Origin of the sequence: Streptomyces sp. NPDC000594, assembly GCF_040299965.1 — a bacterium.
Taxonomy (GTDB): Bacteria; Actinomycetota; Actinomycetes; order Streptomycetales; family Streptomycetaceae; genus Streptomyces.
Genome location: NZ_JBEPCY010000001.1, coordinates 694,548 through 710,700 on the forward strand (window position 1 = coordinate 694,548; position 16,153 = coordinate 710,700).

General features: G+C 74.8%; 7 protein-coding genes. 2 read left to right on the forward strand and 5 right to left on the reverse strand.

Annotated features, from left to right (window positions below; all coding sequences use genetic code 11):
- The first annotated feature begins 122 nt into the window (after positions 1-122).
- Both ABT354_RS02555 and ABT354_RS02560 read left to right on the forward strand, forming a co-directional pair.
- Positions 123-3,305: a non-ribosomal peptide synthetase gene (locus ABT354_RS02555; protein WP_351487921.1), complete on the forward strand. Its 3,183-nt coding sequence runs from the start codon at positions 123-125 to the stop codon at positions 3,303-3,305.
- On the forward strand, positions 3,305-9,139 hold the full coding sequence (locus ABT354_RS02560) for a non-ribosomal peptide synthetase/MFS transporter (RefSeq protein ID WP_351487924.1): 5,835 nt from the start codon (positions 3,305-3,307) through the stop codon (positions 9,137-9,139). Before ABT354_RS02555 ends, ABT354_RS02560 begins: the two co-directional genes overlap by 1 nt.
- Positions 9,140-9,262: 123 nt before the next feature.
- On the opposite strand, the gene ABT354_RS02565 is transcribed toward ABT354_RS02560, so the two are convergent.
- The 5 genes from ABT354_RS02565 to ABT354_RS02585 all read right to left on the reverse strand — a co-directional run bounded on the left by ABT354_RS02565 (position 9,263) and on the right by ABT354_RS02585 (position 15,861).
- Positions 9,263-10,090, reverse strand: coding sequence for a tyrosinase family protein (locus ABT354_RS02565; protein ID WP_351487927.1), 828 nt, complete (start codon positions 10,088-10,090; stop codon positions 9,263-9,265).
- Positions 10,091-10,106: 16 nt separating this feature from the next.
- Positions 10,107-10,526, reverse strand: coding sequence for an apotyrosinase chaperone MelC1 (gene melC1 / locus ABT354_RS02570; RefSeq protein WP_351487930.1), 420 nt, complete (start codon positions 10,524-10,526; stop codon positions 10,107-10,109).
- A 306-nt stretch (positions 10,527-10,832) separates the two neighbouring features.
- Positions 10,833-13,487 (reverse strand): SDR family NAD(P)-dependent oxidoreductase, encoded by a 2,655-nt coding sequence (locus ABT354_RS02575; protein WP_351487932.1) that lies wholly within the window; start codon positions 13,485-13,487, stop codon positions 10,833-10,835.
- The gene (locus ABT354_RS02580) at positions 13,484-14,197 is read right to left on the reverse strand and encodes an O-methyltransferase (RefSeq protein ID WP_351487935.1); all 714 of its coding nucleotides are present in this window, start codon (positions 14,195-14,197) and stop codon (positions 13,484-13,486) included. Before ABT354_RS02580 ends, ABT354_RS02575 begins: the two co-directional genes overlap by 4 nt.
- 128 nt (positions 14,198-14,325) lie before the next feature.
- Positions 14,326-15,861 (reverse strand): HAL/PAL/TAL family ammonia-lyase, encoded by a 1,536-nt coding sequence (locus ABT354_RS02585; protein WP_351487938.1) that lies wholly within the window; start codon positions 15,859-15,861, stop codon positions 14,326-14,328.
- Between the last annotated feature and the right edge of the window lie 292 nt (positions 15,862-16,153).

The window sequence follows — 16,153 nt, forward strand, 5'->3', positions numbered from 1 at the left end:
ATCCCCGTGCGCACTCCCCTTCTCCCCTTCCCTGCCCCCTCCTGCCCTCGTTCCCGGTCCACCCCTGCCTCCCGCATCGACCGCCCCACCCGTCCCGACGCCGGACAGACTGAGGAATTACTGTGACCAGCATCCCCGCCGGCCCCGCCCAACAGGGCGTCTGGGTCAATGAGCGGCTCGCCCCGCTCGGCTCCGTCCACCACATGCCGTTCGCCGTCCGCTTCGAAGGGCCGCTGGACCTGCCGGCGCTCACCGCCGCCTGCGCCGATCTGGCCGCCCGCCACCCCGCGCTGACCTGGACGGTCCACGACGACAACGGTGTCCCGTACCTCACCCCCGGCCCGGCACCGGAGCCGGTCGTCCGCGACATCACCCCCGAGGCGCTCCCCGCCGAGCTGGCCGACGCGAGCGCGGCCCCCTTCGACCTGACGGCGGGACCCCCGGCACGCCTGATCCTCTTCCGCACCGGCGAGCAGCGCGCCACCCTGCTGGTGGTGGTGCACCACCTCGTCTTCGACGGCACCTCCACCGATGTCTTCCTCGGTGACCTCGCCGCCTGCTACGCCCATCGCACCGGCGCCGGGCCCGCGCCCGATCCGCTCGCCCCCGTACCCGTACCGCACGGCATCACCGGTGACGACCGGGGTGCGGCGGCGGACGCGGCGGCACTGGCGGCGGCGGGCGACCACTGGGCCGGGCGGCCCCTGCCCGATGCCACGGTGGCCCTGCCCGGTCTCACCGACGGGCCCGGCGGCTCCGACGGTGTGGGCCCGGGGGCGGCGGTCGCCTTCGACCTGGACCCGGGGCTGCGCGCGGAACTCGCCGACGCCGCCGAGAAGACCGGCGTCACCCTCTTCGAACTGCTGCTGGCCACCCTCCACACCCTGCTGCTGCGCTACGGCAACGAGCGGCCCGCCGTCGCCGTCGACCTGGGCACCCGCGGCCCCGAGGCCACCGGCCGGATCGGTATGCACGTCAACGAGTTGCCGGTGGTGACCGCGCCCGATCCCCGCCTCCCGTTCGAGGAGTTCGCCCGGGTGGTCCGGGCCGAGCTGCGGGGCTGCTATCCGCACCGGTCGATCCCGCTCGCCCGCGCCGTCCGGGGCGTACGGCCCGGAGTGGCCCTCGCCCCGGTCTCCCTCACCTACCGCCGCCGGATCGGCCCCGTCTCCTTCCCGGGGCTGCGCACCACCGTCGACTGGGTGCTCTTCCCCGGCACGGCCCGCGGCGCCCTGCGCGTCCATATGGTCGACGGACCGGACCGGTTCGGTGTCCTGCTGATGCACCGGACCGGGGCCCTGTCCGCCGAGCGGGCCGAGCGGATCGGCGCGCAGCTGCGCCGGCTGCTGGCCTCGGTCGCCGCCGCACCCGGCACCGCCCTCGCCGATCTGCCGCTGCTGGACGCGGCGGAGGCCGCCGGGCTGCGCGGCCCCGCCCCGGCGGCGGACGCGGCGGGTGCCACCCTGCCCGCACTGCTGACCTCCGCCTTCACCGCGCAGGCCACCCGGCCCGCCCTCACGGCGGGCGGCCGCACCCACACCTATGCCGAGCTGGCGCGGGCGGTGACCACCCTCACCGGCCGGCTCACCGAGGCCGGGGTGGGCCCCGGCACGGTCGTCGCCGTCTGCGCCGAGCGTTCGGCGGAGATGGTGGCCGCCGTCCTCGCCGTCACCCTCGCCGGGGGCGCCTATCTGCCGGTCGACCCCGCCTATCCCGCAGAGCGCACCGCCTGGGTACTCGCCGACGCCGGGGCACCGGTCGCGCTGGCCCAGCGGCGCACGGCAGGACAGGTCGCCGGATGCGGCCGGACGGTGCTGCTGGACGGTCTCTTCCCCACAGACACAGACACAGACACAGACGCAGACCCGGGGACGGGGACGGGTACGGGGACGGCGGCCCTGGACGCTCCGGCCGCGCAGGCCGCCCCGCAGGCCCGGCCCGGACCGGACGACCTCGCCTATCTCATCTACACCTCGGGCTCCACCGGCCGCCCCAAGGGCGTCGAGGTACCCCATGGCGCCCTCGCCCATCTGCTGCTCGCCTTCCGCGACACCCTCGCCGCCCGCCCCGGTGACACCTGGCTGGCCGTCACCTCGCTCTCCTTCGACATCTCCGCCCTGGAGCTGCTGCTGCCCCTGATCACCGGCGGCCGGGTGGTGATCGCCGACGAGAGCCAGGTCCGGGACGGCCGGGCCCTGGCCGACCTGGTCGGGCGGGAGTCCGTCACCCATCTCCAGGCCACCCCCTCCGGCTGGCGGCTTCTGCTCGACGCCGGTTTCGGCGCCCCCGACCTCACCGCGCTCAGCGGCGGCGAGGCCCTGCCGCTCCCGCTCGCCCGGCGGCTGCGCGAGCGGGTGGGACGGCTGTGGAATGTGTACGGGCCGACCGAGACCACCATCTGGTCCACCGCCGCCGAGGTGCCCGCCGCACCCCAGGAGATCACCGTCGGACGCCCCATCGCGGGCACCACCGCCCTCGTCGTGGACCGGTGGGGACACCCCGTACCCCACGGGATCCCCGGTGAACTCGCCCTGGGCGGCGCGGGTCTGGCCCGGGGCTACCGGGGACGGCCCGACCTCACCGCCGAGCGCTTCGTCACCGACCCCGTCACCTCGGAACGCCACTACCGCACCGGTGATCTGGCCCGGATCCGGCCCGACGGCACCCTCGACTGCCTCGGCCGCCTCGACGACCAGATCAAGCTGCGCGGCCACCGGATCGAACTCGGCGAGATCGAGGCCCGGTTGCAGGAACACCCCGCCGTCGCCGCCGCGGCCGTCGCCGTGCACGGGGAGAGCGACGCCCCCGGCGGACAGTCACTGGCCGCCTACCCGGTCTGGCGGCCCGGTGTCCCCGTACCCACCACGGCCGAGCTGCGCGCCTTCCTCGCCGCGACCCTCCCCGATGTGATGCTGCCCGGCATCGTCCATCCGCTGGCGGAACTCCCGCTCACCCCCAACGGCAAGACCGACCGCCGGGCCCTGCCCGAGCCGGACCGTACCGCCCCGGCCACCGCAGGGGAGAACCCGGCGGAGGATCCGGCCGAAGCCGCCGACGAGCCCTGGGACGAACTCACCGAGGAGACCGCGGCCATCTGGCGCGAGGTGCTGGGCCTGCCCGCCATCGGCGCCCATGACGATGTCTTCGACCTCGGGGCGCACTCCCTCACCATCACCCAGGTCTCCGCGCGCATCCGCAGCCGGCTCGGGGTGGAGGTGCCGCTCCATGTCTTCTACGAGGAACCCACCACGGTCACCACGGTGGCGGAGGCCATCGCCCTCGAACTGCTCGCCGAGGAGAACTGATGGAATCCACCGACCGCGTCGCACCCACCCGGACCGCGCCCCCCGCGCCCCCCGGGGCCCCCGCTCGGGCCCGCCGTACCCTCACCGCAGAACAGCGCGCCCTGCTCGCCCGTAAGCTGCGCGAACGCCCGGCCCCCGACCGGCGGGCCCCCGGTGTCACCCGCCGCCCCGAGGGCACCCCCGTCCCCCTCTCCCTCGCCCAGGAACGGCTCTGGTTCGTCGAACAGCTGACCCCGGGCACCGCCTCCTATGTCCTGCCCATCGCCGGACGGCTCACCGGAACGCTCCACCCGGAACTCCTCGCCGAGGCGCTGCGCCTGGTCGCCGTACGCCATGACACCCTGCGCTCCGCCTTCCCCGCCGACGACGACGGAGCGCCCCGGGTGAGGATCGCCCCCGCCGACGGCTTCACCGTCCCCTGGCTCACCCGCGATCTGACCGCGCTCCCCGCGGCCGCGCGCGAGACCGCCGCCAGGGCCGCCGTCGAGGCCGAGGTCGACCGCCCCTTCGATGTCACCGGCGGGCCCCTGCTCCGGGCCCTGCTGCTGCGCCTGGACACCGAGGACCATGTCCTCGCCCTCTGCCAGCACCATCTCGTCGGCGACGGCTGGTCCGCCGGGATCCTGCTGGACGAACTCCTCGCCGGCTACCAGGAACTGGCCGCCGGGCGCACCCCCGTACCGCCGCCGCTCCCCGTGGAGTACGGCGACTTCGCCCACTGGCAGCGGGCCCGGCAGGAACTCCCGCGCGCCGCCGACGATCTCGCCCACTGGCGTACGGCCATGACCGGCGTGCCCCCGCTGGAACTGCCCACCGACCGGCCCCGCCCCGCCGTGCCGGGGCCCGGGGGAGCCACCCACACCTTCCGTCTCGACCCCGCGACCCACCGGGCCGCCCGTGAACTGGCCCGCGCCCGGGGCGCCACCCTCTACATGACCCTGCTCGCCGCCTTCCAGGTGGTGCTCGGACGCTGGTCCGGACAGCGGGACTTCGCGGTCGGCACGCCCTTCGCGGGGCGTGCGACCGAGGAGACCGAGGGCCTGATCGGTCTGTTCAGCACCATGCTCCCGATCCGTGCCGACCTCGGGCCCGCCGCCGGTGACCCGGACCCCTCCCCGGATGCCCTTGCGGACGGCGGGAGCGCCGCGCCCGGCTTCGCCACCGTCCTCGCCCGGGTCCGTACCGCCGCACTCGCCGCCCAACAGCACCAGGAGACCCCGTTCGAGCGGCTGGTCGAGGCGCTGGACCTGCCGCGCGACCTCGGCAGACCACCCCTCTTCCAGGTCTCCTTCGCCCTCCAGAACCACCCCGCCCAGAGCTTCCGCTCCGGCGAACCCGACTGGCGGACCTTCCCCTTCGAGGGCAGCGGCGTCCATCTCGACCTCGGTCTCTACTGCACCGAGACGGACGACGGCCTCGACGCCTTCCTCACCTACCGCACCGACCTCTGGAACGCCGACACCATCGCCCGCCTCGCCGGACACTGGCAGCGCGCCCTCGCCGGGGCCGCCGCCGACCCCCTGGCACCGGTCGACACCCTCGAACTGCTCTCACCCGCCGAGCGCCACCGCGTCCTCCACGAGTGGAACGACACCGGCGAGGCCCGGCCCGTCGCCGCCACCCTCGCCGAGGCGATAGCCGCCCAGGCCGCCCGTACCCCCGACGCGACCGCCCTGGTCCACGGCGCCACCACCCTCACCTACCGGGCGCTCGACCGGCGCGCCAACCGGCTGGCCCAGGTGCTGCGGGCCGCCGGCGCCGGACCCGACCGGGTCGTCGGCGTCTGTCTGGACCAGGGCACCGACCAGGCCGTGGCCCTGCTCGCGGTGCTCAAGTCCGGTGCGGCGTATGTACCGCTCGACCCGGAGCAGCCCCCCGCCCGCCTCGGCCATATGCTCACCGACTCCGCCCCCGTCGCCCTGGTCACCACCGCCGCCCACCGCGCGCTGCTGACCGGCTCCGACGCACCCCTGCTGCTCCTGGAGGAGCTGGCGGAACGCCTCGCGGCGGCCCCCGCGACCCCGCCCGACAGCGGCACCGGCCCCGACCACCTCGCCTATGTGATCTACACCTCCGGCTCCACCGGCACCCCCAAGGGCGTCGCCGTACAACACCGCCAGGTGCTCACCTATCTCGCCGGGGTACGGCAGCGCTTCGCCGAGGCGGGGCTGGACGACGGCGCCCGCGCCCTGCTGCTCCAGTCGCTCTCCTTCGACTTCGGCCTCACCACCCTCTACCTCACCCTCACCACCGGTGGCACCCTCCATCTGCTGCCGCCCCGTACCCCCGGGCCCGAACTGGCCGCCTATCTCGCCGCCGAACGGATCGACTGCGTCAAGCTCACCCCCTCCCATCTGGCCGCCCTGGCCGCCCAGATGGAGGACGAGACCGCGCTGCTGCCCCGCAGACTGCTCATCCTCGGCGGTGAGGCGTCCGGCTGGGAGTGGAGCCGCGGGCTCGCCCGCGCGGGCGCCCGTACCGGCTGCCGGGTGATCAACCACTACGGGCCCACCGAGGCCACCGTCGGCGCCACCACCCTGCTCGTCGACCCCGACGGGCCCGCCGACGGACCCACCACCCCCATCGGCCGGCCCCTGCCGGGGGCCAGGGTCTATCTCCTCGACGACCGTCTCGCCCCCGTACCGCCGGGTGTCCCCGGAGAGCTGTGGATCGGCGGCGACCGGCTGGCCCGGGGGTATCTCGGCCTGCCGGAGCTGACGGCCGACCGCTTCCGCCCCGACCCCTTCGCAGCGGAGCCCGCAGCAACCGCGGCAACCGCGGCGACCGGCGACCGGCCCGGCGGACCGCCCCGTATGTACCGCACCGGGGACCTCGCCCGCCACCGGCCCGACGGCACCATCGAATTCCTCGGCCGCGGCGACGACCAGGTCAAGATCCGCGGCTACCGGGTCGAACTCGGCGAGGTCGAGACCCATCTCGCCCGGCTGCCCGGGGTCGCCCAGGCCGTCGCCGCCGCCCGCGGCCCGGCCGGCGGCGATCTCACCCTCGTCGGCTATCTCGTCCCCGAACCGGACACCACCCCGCCGCCCACCGCCGAACTGCGCCGGCTGCTCGCCGAGACCCTGCCCGACTATCTCGTCCCCTCCCGCTTCGTCGTCCTGCCCGACCTGCCCCGGCAGGCCCATGGCAAGGTCGACCGGCGCGCCCTGCCCGAACCCGGCGCCCCCACCCCCGGTGACGGGGCCGCCCATGTCGCCCCGGCCACCGACACCGAACGGGCCGTCGCCGCGCTCTGGGCCGACCTCCTCGGCCTCGATTGCGTCGGTGCCCACGACGACTTCTTCGACCTCGGCGGACACTCCCTGCTGGCCATGCGGATGGTGGCGGCACTGCGCAAGCAGCTCGGCAGCGACGCCGGGATCACCCTGATGGACATCTTCCAGGCCCGCACCGTCGCGGGCATCGCTGCCCTGGCGGACACCTCGGCCCAGGACCGGGGCCCCCGCCGGCTGCTCCATGAACTCACCCCGCGCCAGGCGGCCGAAGAGGTCACCCTCTCCCTGGTCTGTCTGCCCTACGGCGGCGGCAGCGCCGTGGTCTACCAGCCGCTCGCCGACGCGCTGCCCCCCGGTGTCGCCCTGCACGCCGTCGCCGTCCCCGGCCATGACCTCGGCATGTCCGAGGAGTCCCTGCCCCTGGAGGAGGTCGCCCGCCGCTGCGCCGACGAGATCCTCGACGGTGTCACCGGACCGGTCGCGGTCTACGGGCACTGCGGGGTGGGCGCCGCGCTCGCCGTCGAGCTGTCCCGCCGGCTCGCCGCCGCCGGACGCGAGCCCACCGCCGTCTACCTCGGCGGGATCTTCCCCTTCGCCCGGCCCACCGAGGGAGTCCTCGGACTCCTCGCCCGCTTTTCTGTCCTGGACCGGCGGCGCAGCGGACGGCTCCACCTCAACTGGCTCCGCTCCATGGGCGCCGATCTGGAGGGGCTGGAGCCCGATCAGCTCGCCACCATCGTGCGCAATGTGCGCGAGGACTCCCGCGCCGCCGAGGCGTACTTCACCGAGCGGCTGGCCGAACCCGCCCTCGGCCTCGCGTCGCCGGTGGTCTCCGTGATCGGCTCCGCCGACCCCGGGACCGAGTTCCACCGGGAGCGCTTCCGCGAGTGGGGTTTCGTCGGCACCACCACCGCCGTCGCGGTCCTGGACGAGGGCGGTCACTACTTCCTCAAGCACCGGGCCGCCGAACTGGCCGAGATCGTCACCACCGTCCATCCCGCCGTCACCGACGGGGACCCGGCCCCGCTCGCCCGCGAGCGGCGGCCCGAGGGCGCCACCTGGTGGCTCGACGGCACCCAGCGCCCCGCCGCCGCCACCGGGTCCACCGAGTCCGCCGGGTCCACCGGGGAGAAGAGCGCCGAGGCCCCCCGTACCCGCCGGGACACCCGGCGGTTCGTCGCGGTCGCCGCCTCCCAGATGATCTCCCAGACCGGCTCGGCGCTCACCGAGTTCGCGCTGCCCCTGTGGATCTATCTGGCCACCGACTCGGTCGCCTGGTTCGGTCTCTTCGCTGTTCTCGGGATCGTCCCCGGACTGCTGGCCGCACCGGTCCTCGGCGGCCTTGTCGACCGTATCGACCGCCGCCGGACCATGCTGATCTGCACCGCGGTCTGCGGCACCACCGAGGCCGCCCTCGCCCTGCTCCACTTCACCGGCGGACTGAGACCCTGGCATGTCGGTGTGCTGATGGCCGTGCTCTCCGTCGCCCTCACCGGACAGCGGCTCGCCTTCCAGTCGGCGATCCCGCAGCTCGTGCCCAAGCGCTATCTCGGCCACGCCAACGGTGTCGTCCAGATCTCCGGCGGTATCGCCCAGGTGGTCGCCCCGCTGGCGGCGGTCGGCATGCTCGCCGCGATCGGACTCGGCGGGGTGCTGCTCCTGGATGTGATCAGTTACGCGGTGGCCGCCTCGGTCCTGCTGATCGTGCGCTTCCCGCGCACCCTGCCCGCCCACCGCAGGGAGACCCTCCGCCAGGAGATCACGGCCGGCTTCCGGCTGGTCACCCGGGAACGCGGATTCCGGGCGATGCTGATCTTCTTCGCCGTCCTCAACCTCTTCCTGCCGGTCCTCTTCCAGCTGGTCTCCCCGCTGGTCCTCGGCTTCTCCTCGCTCGCCTCGGTGGCCACGGTCTCGCTCGCGGGCGGCATCGGCGCCGTCGTCGGCGGTCTGGCGATGGGGATCTGGGGAGGCCCCCAGCGGCGGCGGATGCGGGGCATGCTGCTGGTGGTGCCGGTCCTGGCGCTCTGCTGCGTCCTCACCGGACTCCGTCCCGATCTGCTGGTGGTCGGCGCGGGGGTGTTCGGGATGTCGGCGTCGCTCTCCCTGCTCAACGGCATCTATCTGACGATCGTCCAGGTGAAGGTTCCGCAGCGGTTCCACGGCCGGGTGATGGCCATCAACCAGCTGGTCGCGTGGTCCACCCTGCCGGTCGGCTATCTGCTGATCGCCCCGCTCGGCAGCGGCTATCTGGAGCCGCTGATGGCGTCGGACGGCGCCCTCGCCAGCACCCTGGGCGCGCTCCTCGGCACCGGTGAGGGCCGGGGGATCGGGCTGCTCTATCTGCTGCTCGGGGCCGCCATCCTGGTACTCGGCGTGGTGTCGCTGCGGGTGCGCACGCTCGCCCGGTTCGACACCGAGGTGCCCGACGCGCAGGCGGACGACCTGGTGGGCCTGGAGGCCCTCGGCAGCGGCCGAACCGCCCAGCGGACCCCGGGGGAGCCCCCGGCGGCCGGTGCCGGAGCGCGGCTGGCCGAGGGTACGGCCCCGGCGGAGGAACGGACCCTGGAGATGTCCTCGGCCGGACCGTCCACCGGCTGACGAGATGCCGCCGGGGCGGGGAGCACACGCTCCCCGCCCCGGCGCTGTTCGGACTGTTCGGACTGATCGGACGGGTCCGGGCCGCTTGGACGGTTCCGGGCCGGTCGCAGGTGTCCGGGCCGGTCAGACGTAGGTGTAGTAGCGGGTGTGGTCCAGCACCTGTGCCGGGGTCACCCCGTTCACCCCGGTCCAGGGGGCCATGGTCTCGTTGAGGTCCACCGCGTCGGGGGTGTTGCCGGTCGGGAGATAGCCGCTGTTCGGGTAGCGCCGCTGCCAGTCCGCCCAGAGCTTGTCGACGAAGGCGTGGTGCAGCCAGAACACCGGGTCGTTCGGCGAGACGGGCTGCCCCATCTGCCCGCCGACCCAGATGTGCACCTGGTTGTGGAGCCAGACGCCCTGATTGCCCTCCAGGGTGTTGCGGAAACCGGGCGCGTTCTCGTTCCATGGCGGCGCGTCGTACGTGGGCAGCGCCAGGGCGGCGTCGACATCGCTCTGGGACGGCAGCGGATAGGTGCCGCCGAGCGTCCGTCTCAGGAACGGATGCGTGTCGACCTGGACGGTGATCGGCCAGTCCCCCGTGGAGTGGGCGAACGGGCCGTCCATCACCTGCTGGTCGCCGTCGCGCCCGGCGCCGCCCAGCAAGTCGGCCACCCAGGGGGAGCCCGTCCGGCTGCGGGCGGTGGTCCAGTCCCAGTAGGGGATCGACACCGACCAGTTGACCTTCTGGAGCTCCCGCTCGAAGGCGATCAGATACTGGCGGTGCCAGGGCAGGAACGAGGGGGTGTTGTGCCCCGTGCGTATGTGCGCGGGGTCCATGTCCTGGATGAAGCGGGTGCGGTGCAGGGTGACGAACTCGTCGTAGACCCCGCGCCGCTTCACCTCGATCACGGCGTCGACGAAGTTCTTCCGCTCCGTCGCCGTCAGGTTCGCCTGGTTCTTCCGTACGGTCATGGGTGGCTGCTCCTGCTCAGACGGCGGTGGGAAGGGGGACCATGTCGGCGCCCTGGAGGGTGGTGACGGCGGTGCGCGCCGCGTCGAGGGGGGTGCGGAAGGTCTGGTAGTGATTGATCGCGCTGGTCCAGGTGTTGTCCGCGCGGTACATCAGATGCAGTGCGCGGCCGTCGATGAGGACCCGGAAGTTGCCGTTGCCGTGGTGGGCGTGGGCCGCCCGGGAGCCCTTGACGGGGATGCCCTGGATCCGGCGGCCCTCGAAGACCTCGTCGAAGGGGGCGTGCGCGGGGGCGGCCGGGTGCTGGTGGCCCCCGGCCTTCTTCCGGGTGGGCGGGGTGTCGGCGGTCGCGGCGGTGGTGGCGACACCCGCGAGGGTCAGACCGGCGGCGGCGCCGGCGAGGACACCCATGGCCTGACGGCGGCTGGTGGTGAACATGGCAGATAACCCCTCAGATGGTGAGCAAGGCGGTGTCCAGGGATGTTTCGCACCGCCGCACCATGACTACGGAGAGGAGGAGGGCCAGGGGAACCAGGACGATTCCGGTTGGCTGTCAAAGAGCCAATTTCGATCAGGTGGACCGGTGAGCGGGTTGGCTCGGGAATGTTCCGTTCCGGCGCTCTGCCGGCCCGGGGGCAGGGAGATGGCCGGTGGGGGCCCGGTTCGGGGAGAACTTCCCGGGCCCCGTGATGGCCATGGGAGGGCCCAGGTCATCGAGAATATGTCCGGAACTCGAACACTCACTTACCGGCTCGACCCGCGATCGGACGGCCTTCCCTCCTCGGGCCCTTCCCCCTCGGGTACTCCTACCTCAGGCACTTTTCCCTCGGGCGCTCCTCCCTCGGGCGGGCCCGGTTCTCCGGCCGGATCCGTCCCGGCGCCGGGAGGGGCGAGGAGCGCGTCGGTGGTCAGATAGCGGCCGGAGAGCGCGTCGGCCTCCCCCCGGGCCAGCCGGAGCAGCGCCGCCGCCGCCCGGTCCGGCGGGGTGAACGCGTCCTTGCCGCGCTGGTCGAGCAGCCAGGCGCCCACCCGGTCCGTCCAGGGGTTCCCGGTCGGATGGCGCTCCATGTGCTCCCGGGTGACCCCGATGTCGATCAGACCGGGGTGGAAGGAGAAGGCGCCGATCCCCTGCGGCCTCAGCTCGCCCGCCAGGGTCTCGGTGAGCATGATGACCGCCGCCTTGGAGACCGAGTACGCCGAGGCCAGCGGCCAGGCGACCCGTCCCGCACGGCTGACGACATTGATGATCCGGCCGCCCTTCCCCGCCGCGACCATCGCGGGGACGACGGCCCGGCAGGCGCGCGCGGTGCCCCGCAGATTGGTCTCCATGGCCTGCCACCACTCGCCCTCGGCCACCTCCCAGAGCGGCCCGTGCGGACCGGTGATCCCGGCGTTGTTCACCAGCAGGTCCAGACCGCCGAAGGTGTCCAGGGCGCGGGCGGTGGCATCGGTCAGCGCCCCCGGGTCGCGGACATCGGCGGGGACCGCGAGCACCTGGGCGCCCCGGGCGCCCAGCCGCTCCGCCGCCTCCTCCAGGGTCGCCGGGTCCCGGCCGGTGATCACCACCCGGGCGCCCGCGTCGGCGAGCGCCCCGGCGAAGAGCAGACCCAGACCGCGCCCGCCTCCGGTGACCAGCGCCGTACGGCCCTCCAACGGGCCCTCCACCCCCGGACCCACCACCACCCGGGACGTCGCGGAGGCCGCAGGGGCTCTCAAGGTCACCGGGGCCGTAGAGGTCACCGGGGTCATCGGGGTCACCGGGGCCACGGCGTGCGCGGGGTGCGTGGGGTACGTGGCGGACTCGGGGCCTTTGGCCGTCGTCGCCGGGACGCCGCGCGCGATCAGCTCCGCCCGCAGCACCTTCCCCGTGGCGTTGCGCGGCAGCGCGCTCAGCGTCTCGACGGCCCGGATCCGGCGCTGCGGGGCGACCCGCCGGCCGACATGGTCCAGCAGAACGGCGGGATCGATCGTCCGCCGCAGCACCACAAAGGCCGTGGGCAGCTCCCCGCAGACCGGGTCCGGCACCCCGACCACCGCCGCGTCGGCGACATCGGGATGGGCGAGCAGGACCGCCTCCAGCTCGGACGGGGAGATCTGGTGCCCGTTGTACTTGATCAGCTCCTTGAGCCGCCCGGTCACCGTGCAGAAGCCCGCCGCGTCCACCCGGGCCAGATCCCCGGTGCGCAGCCACCCCTCGGCGTCGGTGAGCGCGGCCGGCTCCTCCCCGGGCCCGGCGAACACCCCCGGGCTGATCTGCGGGCCCCGTACCCACAACTCCCCCTCGGCACCGGCCGGGACCTCGTCGCCGGTGGCGGGATCCGTCACCCGTACCCCGGTACCGGGGAGCGGCAGCCCCACCGACCCCGCCGGGGCACGCACCCCGTCGGGTACGAGATGGGTGCACCCCGCCTCGGTCATGCCGAACCCCTGGTACACCTCGGCGCCGACCCGGCGGGAGCACGCCCGCGCCGCCTCCGGGGCCAGCGGGGCGCCCCCGGAGAACACCCGGCGCAGCGAGGACAGGTCGTAGCGGTCGACGGCCGGGTCCGTCGCCAGCCGCACCACGATCGGCGGCGCCAGATAGGCGATGGTGATCCGGTGCTCCTGGACCGCCCGCAGAAAGTCCTCCAGATCGAAACGGGTGGTGGTGAAGGCGAGCGTGCCACCGGTCCGCAGGGTGTGGTTGAGCGCCATCTGCATCCCGAAGATATGCCGCCAGGGGGTCACCGCCAGGACGACGTCCTCGGGGCCGAGATGGTGCCGGGCATGGATCTGGGTGAGGTTGGCGGCCAGGTTGCCATGGGTGAGACGGACCAGCTTGGGCGGGCCGCCGGTGCCACTGGAGGAGGCGAGCACGGCGGTCGCCCCGGGGTCCGGCGGCCGGACCGGAAGCGCGTCACCGTCCTCCGGGACCGCCCCCCGGAGGCCCGCCACCGGCTCGTCGGCGTCGACCAGGATCGGTCGCGGAGCGGGCCGCCCGAGCGGGGAGAGGGCGCCGGGCAGCTCCTCCAGGGCCCGCCAGGCGGCCCGGGTCGTCACCAGCCGCCGGGCGCCGGTGGTGAGCAGCGCGCGTCTCCACTCGGCGGGCGGCGCGAGCGGATCCAGCGGCAGGACGGTCCCGCCGGCCCACAGCGTGCCGTAGTAGGCGGCGGCGAACGGCGCCCCGTTGCCGAGGAGCAGGGCCACGGTCTCCCCGGCGGCGCTCCCGTCCCGGGTGAGCAGCCCCGTCACCCCATGGGTGAGTGCGGTCAGGGCCGCGTACGAGGTGCGCTCCCCGGTGCCGCAGTCCAGCAGGGCGGTGGCCCGGCCCGGGGCGTCGGGGGCGATATCGGGGGTGAGCCCGCCGGGCGGACCGGGTGACGCGGCGGCGGCGTCGGCGGATCCGGGCGGCGGGGTCACAGCAGGACCCCAGCGCCGGGGGCCGTGTCCGCCGGGTCGGTGCGCCGGGCGAGGGTGAGCCCGTCCGCGATGGGCAGCATGACCGACTCGACCCGGGTGTCCGCGCGGACCCGTTCGTTGAACCGCCGGATGGCGGCGCCGTTCCCGGTGGCCCCGGGGTCCGCCGCCTCCCCGGCGTAGAGGACATTGTCGGCCAGGATCAGCCCGCCCGGCCGGACCCGGGGGACCAGCAGTTCCCAGTAGGTCTCGTACCCCGCCTTGTCGGCGTCGAGGAAGACCAGGTCGATCACCGGCTCCTCGGGCAGTTCCCGCAGGGTCTCCCCGGCGGGCCCCAGCCGGGTCTCGATCCGGTCCGCGACCCCCGCCTCCCGCCAGGCGGTTCGGGCGATCCCGGTCCACTCGGCGGACACATCGAAGGTGAGCACCCGCCCGCCGGGGGCCAGGCCCCGGGCGAGGGCGAGGGTGGAGTAGCCGGTGAAGGTGCCGACCTCGACCACGAGCCGGGCGGCGGTCAGCCGGCCGAGCAGCGTCAGCAGGACGGCCTGCTCGTGCGGGACCCGCATCTCCGCCACCTGGCCGAGCGCACGGGTCCGCTCGATCAGCCGGCACTGCGGGCCGGTGGGCGGTTCGGCCTGGGCGAGGAGATAGCGGTACTGGTCGGGCGGGAGGGCGAGGGTCTTGAGGTCGTCGTCGGGCGGGGTGCCGTTCATGGGCTGCTCCTTGTGCTGCTCGGCTCGGAGAGGGGTCGTCGGCCGGTACGGGGGTACGGGGGAGGGCGCGGCGGCGGTGTTCCGGCGGCTGTCCGGCGGGCCGCCCGCACCCCCGGTGCCGGTGGTGGTCACTCCCGCGCGGCGGGCCCCGGCGACCCGGCCCCGGGGCGCCGGGCCAGGGAGTCGAGGAGATCCGCGGCGCGCCGTACCTCCTCGTCCAGCGGGCGGTCCCGCTCGACGGGCGCGCTCACCTCGGCGATCCGGCCGATCACCTCGGCGCAGCCGGGGGAGAGCCGGCGGTTCCCCAGATGCGCGGCCTGCCGCAGGGCGAGGGCGAGAGAGCCGTGCAGCAGCCGCAGCAGCCGGGCCGTCTCCCAGGCGTTGAGCGCGGCCTGGGTGCCGAACGGGATCACATCCTGGTTGTGGAGATTGGTCGGCAGGCTCTGCGCGGACGCCGGGTGGACGCTCCGGCGCATCGCCGCGACCATCGCGGTGGCGACGAGCTGGACCCCCTGGAAGGCGTGCTGGCGGCCGGGGTCGACGGAGAGCATCGGCGGCAGTCCGCCGTTGCGGTGCGGATCGATGAGCAGATCGAGCTGGCGCTCGGCCAGATTGCCGAGCTGGACGGCGATGACCGTCAGCTGATCGCAGGCGAAGGCGGCGGGCTGGCCGAAGAAGTTGCCCCCGTGTGTGACCAGATCGCTCTCGGGGAAGAACAGGGGGTTGTCGCTGACCGCGCCGAGGTCGGTCGCCACCACCTCGCGGGCGTAGTCGAGGCCCGCCGCCGCCGCGCCGAGGAGCTGGGGCACGCACCGTACGCTGTAGGGCTCCTGGAGCGGCCGGGTGCCGCTGGGCACCTGGCCCGCCAGCAGCGCACGCAGCTCCGCACCGGCCCGGACGGTCCCCCGGTGCCCGAAGGCCGCCAGCAACTCGGGGGCGAGGAAGGCGGGTTCCGCCCCGAGGGCATCGGTGAGGACACCGGAGAGCAGGGTGGCGACGGTACGCGAGCGCAGCAGCGAGGCGACGGCGAGCGCGGCCACGGCGGTGGTCAGGGAGGTGCCGTTCACCAGGGCCAGCGCGTCCCGGCCGCCCAGTTCGACGGGGGTGAGCCCGGTGAGCGCGAGGGCCTCCCGGGCGGGGAGGCGCCGTCCGCCGGTGTGGGCGGCGCCCTCGCCGCGCAGCGCCTGGGCGACATAGGCCAGCGGGACCAGATCGCCGCTGGCGCCGAGGGAGCCCAGCCGGGGCACGGCCGGGGCGAAGTCGGTGGCGAGCGCGGCCGTCAGGGCGTCCACCACGGTGGGCGAGGCGCCCGAGTGCCCCTGGCAGAGGGAGGCGAGCCGGACCAGCATGGTGGCGCGGGCCAGGGCGGGTTCGAGGTCCGGCCCCTGCCCCGCGGTGAGATGGGACAGGGTGTTGTCGCACTGGTCGGCGGCGTCCGCCCGGCCGGGGAAGCCGACCAGCGGGCCGAATCCGGTGGTCGCGCCGTAGACGGGGTGGCCGTCCGTCATCCGGCGCAGGGCGAAGGTGTGGCAGTCGCCGACCCGTTCGCGGACGCCGGGGCCCAGCCGGATCTCCAGCGGTCCGGCCGCCGCCCGTTCGACGTCCGCCGGGGTGAGCGGGGGACCGGCGCCGATGGTCAGCGGTGCGGGCAGGGTGAGGGACAAGGTCGGCCTCCTGGGGTGTGGGCGGTGGACCGGTCGTCCCCGGTGCGCGCCCGGGGCCCCGAGGGCGGTCCGGGCGCCCGGCGGGTGACGACCACGCCGGGGCGTGCGGCGTGCGGGGGTCGCCGTGCCCGGGGACGGCGCCGGGGCGCCGCGGGCTCCGTGGCCCGCGCGCCGTGCGGGGCGTACACGGATCGGATACGGGGGTGCGCGGCCCCGTCGCCCCGCTTCCGGTCGCCCCGGCCGGGCGGCGGGCCCGTCCGCCCGGCCCGGGGTGCGGGCGCGTGGTGCCGTC

Bases quoted from the DNA above. Each gene is read 5' to 3' on its own strand.
- ABT354_RS02560 (WP_351487924.1), top strand. From the start codon at position 3,305: ATGGAATCCACCGACCGCGTCGCACCCACCCGGACCGCGCCCCCCGCG.
- ABT354_RS02565 (WP_351487927.1), bottom strand. From the start codon at position 10,090: ATGACCGTACGGAAGAACCAGGCGAACCTGACGGCGACGGAGCGGAAG.
- melC1 (WP_351487930.1), bottom strand. From the start codon at position 10,526: ATGTTCACCACCAGCCGCCGTCAGGCCATGGGTGTCCTCGCCGGCGCC.
- ABT354_RS02580 (WP_351487935.1), bottom strand. From the start codon at position 14,197: ATGAACGGCACCCCGCCCGACGACGACCTCAAGACCCTCGCCCTCCCG.